Origin of the sequence: Stenotrophomonas sp. 2YAF22 (assembly GCF_052114665.1) — a bacterium.
GTDB lineage: Bacteria > Pseudomonadota > Gammaproteobacteria > Xanthomonadales > Xanthomonadaceae > Stenotrophomonas > Stenotrophomonas indicatrix.
The window spans coordinates 1-4,349 of the sequence record NZ_JBFRFE010000364.1 but is presented as its reverse complement, the minus strand read 5'-3'; the positions used below and the strand labels follow the sequence as shown (position 1 = coordinate 4,349).

Below are 4,349 nucleotides of genomic sequence, written 5' to 3'. Positions count from 1 at the left end.
GCCAGAAGCCACTCACAGAAACGCATCACCAGCGGACGCGACGCCGCTGCGATAGAGTGTCCACCGAGCGGGCCGCGCACGGTGGCCGCCAGGGACGACGAGGCAGGGAATGCAGAACGGAATCGGCAGCAGGCTGCGCTTGGCCGGCGTGGCCACGGTACTGATGTTTGCAGGTCAGGCGAGCGCCATTGCCGCGCCTGCAGCGTCACCGGTCACACGTGAGGCGGTGGCCGGCATTTCCCTGAGCGAATGGACAGCGCGTTGGTGGCGCTGGGCTGACGCGCAGAGGGTTGCGCCTTACCTGGATCCCGATGGTCGCCTGTGCGAACTGGGCCAGGAGGGGCCGGTCTGGAACCTGGCAGGAACCAATGGCCGCTTCCAGCCACGCAGGCAGTGCGTGGTGCCCGAAGGCAGGCACCTGTTGCTGCCCATCATCAACATGGCCAGCTACCAGACCGGGGAAGACGTCTCCTGCGAGGAGCTGCAGGCCGGCGCGGCGATCAACAACGACTATCTTGTCAGCGCTGTGGTGCTGCTGGACGGGCAGCCGTTGGGTGACATGCGCCTGCACCGGGTGAAGAGCGAAGGTTGCTTCCGCATGGATCCGGATGACGACGACTCGAGATTGGCTGCGGCCGACGGCTACTGGCTGATGCTCAAGCCACTGACGCCCGGTCGGCACACCGTGAGCGTCGGCGCCAACTATGGCGCGCCCGAAGGTGGCGCGTACAGCCAGATGCGGCAGACCTTCGAGTATGTGCTGCATGTGGGTGGCCGCACGCAGATCACCTTCGTGACCCCCATGAAGGTGGAGGCGTCTGCCCCCTGATCTGCGCCGCAGGGGTCAATCATGGTCCTGCTTCAACGCCAGGTCGGCAGCCAGCAGCGCCTCGGCTGCCGCACTCAGGGCCGGCGAGGGCGGAGCAACCACGCCGATCGATTCCATCATCTGTGGCATGCCGACGAACTGACGTGCGCGGCGGTCGTAGATGCCGGTGATCAGCAGTGCACGCGTGGCGGTTTTCTGCTCCGGGCCGATCAGTACGCGCTGCTCCATGATGCCGCGTGTGCCGACCCAGCCGACCAGTCGCGTTTCCAGGGTGAAGCGCTGGAACGGCTTCAGCTCGCGCCGGAACTGGATGGTGCCGGCGCCAACAATCGGCGCCCACTTCTCACGCAGCGCCACCTTGCCCAGGCCCATGCGCAGGATCAGGTCCAGCCGGCCCAGGTCGAAGATGTTCCAGTAGCGGCCGTTGGTCATGTGCAGGTTGCTGTCCAGGTCGTTGGGCAGCACCCGGAACTGCAGGCGGGAGACGCCGAACGGGGCCTCCAGCTTCGGCCGGAACAGGCTGCACAGCAGCAGGTGGAGCAGGCGGAACCAGAGATTCATGGTTATGACGACTGTTATAGAACGGTCGATACGCTAGTCTATGACGACTGTCTTAGCAAGGAGCCGGCCGTGAGCCCGCGATCATCCGATGCCCCCCAGCGTGTGATCGATGCCGCAGCGCAGATGCTCGCGCGTGTGGGCCTCAACGCGACCAGCATCCGCGAAGTGACCAAACTGGCTGATGCGCCGCTCGGGTCCACGTATCACCACTTCCCGGGCGGCAAGCAGGAATTGTTGGCACGGGCCACCACGATGGCCGGCGACAAGGTGGAGGCGCTGCTGATCGAACTGCTGAAGGGCGGCGCGGTGCAGGGGTTGCAGCAGTTCCTGGCGCTGTGGCGCGAGCGCCTGCTGCGCACCGGTTTTCGTGCCGGCTGCCCGGTGCTGGCGGCAGCCGTCGAGGAGCCGGTGGAGGCCCTGCCGAGCCAGCCACGTGCGGCGGCCGCCGAGGTGTTTGCCCGCTGGCAGGGGCACCTGGCTGAGGCGTTCGTCGCCGATGGGCACGCGCCTGCCCAGGCGACCGGCCTGGCCAGCCTGGTGATTGCCAGTGTGGAAGGCGCAGTGGCGATGAGCCGCGCACTGCAGGACATCGCCCCGTTCGACCAGGTGGCTGCGCAGCTGTTGAAGGCAGCCGCACCGCCTGCTTGAGCGGCGCGCGGACTACTTGAAGAACATGTAGACCCACCCGGCAAACATGGGCACCATCACAGCGATACTGGATGCCACCAGCCAGCGTACATAGCGGCTGGCCGCATCGGCCCCTTGCCGTTTCAGTGCCCAGGCATGCAGAGGCAAGACCAGCAGTGCCTGCAGGAACAAGGCCGCCATTGCGCCAAGCCAAAGTGGAAACACGCCCAGGCAGCCGTCACTCATGCAATAGGTCGCGAACCACGACCCCCAGCCTGCCAGGCCGATCATCGGCAGGAACATGACGATGGCAACAGGGCGGGTGAACTGGGACGCTTGCATGCAGGAGCCGATCCGTTCCGTGGCTGCCCAGAATATAGGATCCACACCGGAATGCGGTTGCCGTGGATCGGGCGGGAACTGGACGGGACGTGACCTGTAGACGCGGCGCCACGGCAGGGTAGAATCCGGCCAGCGCAGCCCGCGCGTGCTTGGCAAGGATGTCTGCATGCTGCACCACCTCTCGTTGGGTGTCCGCGATCTCGAGCGTGCAGGTCGCTTTTACGATGCCGTTCTTGCAGCACTCGGTTACCGCCGCGTTTTCGAAGACGACACTGCGATCGGCTATGGCCTGGTCGAGGATGAAGACCTGTTGTGCCTGAAGCTGCGCGACGATGCGGTTGCGCCGGGACCTGGCTTCCATCTGGCGTTGACGGCAACTACGCGCGATGCCGTTGATACCTTCCATCGTGCTGCCTTGGCCACCGGAGGCCAGGACAACGGACCTGCCGGTCTGCGCCCGGACTACGGCGAGCGCTACTACGCTGCGTTCGTGATCGATCCAGATGGTCATCGCATCGAGGCGGTGACCAAGGCGGCGGCATGAAGCACGCACGCCAGCCTTTTTCAATGCCGGGCAGCCGCAGCAGCGAAGCGATGCGTGCACGTCGGCAGCTGCAGCATCGTGGCTGGCCGCGGCTGCAGATGGCCGTGATTGTCGTGCTGACCGGTGCCGCCGGATTCCTCGCCTCGCACGTGCTGCGCCTGGCAGGCATGGACGCGATGCTGCTGCGCTATCCGCTGGCCGTGCTGATCGCCTATGGCGTGTTCCTGCTGCTGATGTGGGTCTGGATCCGGTGGCGCTGGGATGCGGTGGCCGATGGGTTGGGTTCCGCGCCTGGCGGCGGTGACAGTCAGGCATCGCCGTGGACCGGCAGCGGCGGGCATTCCGGCGGTGGTGGCGCGTCCGCTTCCTGGGGTGAAGCCGCAGCGTCCTCCAGCGCGAGCGCCGACAGCGCATCGTTGCTGGACGTGGCCGACGGCGACGCAGGCCTGCCGTTGCTGGCCATTCTCGGCGTCATCGCGCTGGTGGCTACAGTGCTCGTGGCCAGTGCCTGGGTGGTCTGGTCGGCGCCGGTGCTGATGGCCGAGCTGCTGGTGGATGCGGCCATCGCCGGGGGTCTGTACAAGCGGATGCAGGGCATGCAGGCGCAGGGGTGGTGGCGGCTGTGCCTGTCCCATACGATCTGGCCGCTGCTGGGCCTGCTGGTGTTTTTCGCCGGGCTGGGCTGGCTTGCGCAGCAGTTGGCGCCGGATGCGGTCAGCCTGATGCAGGTATTCAAGGCGTTGTAACAGGATCTGCCACGACGTTTAATATCAATCACACGCAAGGAGAAGCGCATGGATGTCGCTGCACGCAGGAACAGGAAGTTCGTTCGTTGGCTGATGGTGGCGATGTTCGCCCTGTTGATGCCCTTCGCGGTGCTGGCCCAGTCCGGGCCTACGGCCACCCCGCCCACAACAGATGCGGCCGCCGAAGAAGCCCAGTGCCGCGCCTGCACCTATGAACGCATCGGGCACAAGGTCGACATCGGCCTGGTGGCCTTGGTGTCGCTGCTGGTGGTCGGCCTGCTGGTGGCCATTTCCCGCGAATGGGGGACGACCTCGCAGCGCTGGACCTGTCGCACGATGGCCATGCTGCTGGTGGGTATCGGGGTGGCCCTGCTGTGGTGGGCGGGCAGCATCATTTACCTGGGCTACAACCCCTGGCAGGAGGACGCGGCTCCGCTGGATGCCGCATTGGCTTCTACACTGCTCAGCACGTCGCCGAAGTGGCTGGCAGCAATGGTGTTGATCGCTTTTGCGCCAGCCCTCTGGAAGCGCAGCGAACGCCTGCCAGCGTGGCGTATCGGCTGACCTGGGGTCAGCGGCGCCGGATCAGGTCCGGCGCCGCCTGCTGGAATCAGTCGAAGCGCCAGCGCACGCCCGCATACACGCCGCGGCCTTCGCCGGGCGTCGAGCGCGCCACGTCCTTGCCGGCATCGTTGTAACC

Annotated in this window: 7 protein-coding genes; 5 read left to right on the top strand and 2 right to left on the bottom strand. The window is 66.1% G+C overall.

Annotation, left to right across the window (positions count from 1 at the left end; translation table 11 throughout):
* Positions 1-109: 109 nt before the first annotated feature.
* A complete protein-coding gene (locus AB4Y84_RS14485) occupies positions 110-829 on the top strand; it encodes a hypothetical protein (RefSeq protein ID WP_442244338.1) in 720 nt (239 codons plus the stop codon).
* 15 nt (positions 830-844) lie between these two features.
* Here AB4Y84_RS14485 and AB4Y84_RS14480 read toward each other — a convergent pair whose 3' ends face one another.
* Complete coding sequence (locus AB4Y84_RS14480) at positions 845-1,390, bottom strand: thioesterase family protein (RefSeq protein ID WP_080148474.1); 546 nt, start codon at positions 1,388-1,390, stop codon at positions 845-847.
* Positions 1,391-1,459: 69 nt separating this feature from the next.
* On the opposite strand from AB4Y84_RS14480, the gene AB4Y84_RS14475 reads away from it, so the two are divergent.
* Positions 1,460-2,038, top strand: a complete 579-nt coding sequence (locus AB4Y84_RS14475) for a TetR/AcrR family transcriptional regulator (RefSeq protein ID WP_032976272.1) — start codon at positions 1,460-1,462, stop codon at positions 2,036-2,038.
* Between the two features lie 12 nt (positions 2,039-2,050).
* Here AB4Y84_RS14475 and AB4Y84_RS14470 read toward each other — a convergent pair whose 3' ends face one another.
* Entirely contained in the window at positions 2,051-2,359 is a 309-nt protein-coding gene (locus AB4Y84_RS14470; protein ID WP_025876962.1) for a hypothetical protein, read from the bottom strand.
* Between the two features lie 166 nt (positions 2,360-2,525).
* Here AB4Y84_RS14470 and AB4Y84_RS14465 point away from each other — a divergent pair, with 166 nt between their 5' ends.
* From AB4Y84_RS14465 to AB4Y84_RS14455, 3 genes are read left to right on the top strand one after another with little or no spacing between them, the layout of a single operon-like run.
* Positions 2,526-2,903 (top strand): VOC family protein, encoded by a 378-nt coding sequence (locus tag AB4Y84_RS14465; protein WP_059064590.1) that lies wholly within the window; start codon positions 2,526-2,528, stop codon positions 2,901-2,903.
* On the top strand, positions 2,900-3,649 hold the full coding sequence (locus AB4Y84_RS14460; protein WP_442244339.1) for a hypothetical protein: 750 nt from the start codon (positions 2,900-2,902) through the stop codon (positions 3,647-3,649). The genes AB4Y84_RS14465 and AB4Y84_RS14460 overlap by 4 nt, the downstream gene beginning before the upstream one ends.
* Positions 3,650-3,697: 48 nt before the next feature.
* The gene (locus AB4Y84_RS14455) at positions 3,698-4,213 is read left to right on the top strand and encodes a hypothetical protein (protein WP_442244340.1); all 516 of its coding nucleotides are present in this window, start codon (positions 3,698-3,700) and stop codon (positions 4,211-4,213) included.
* The last annotated feature ends 136 nt before the right edge of the window (positions 4,214-4,349 follow it).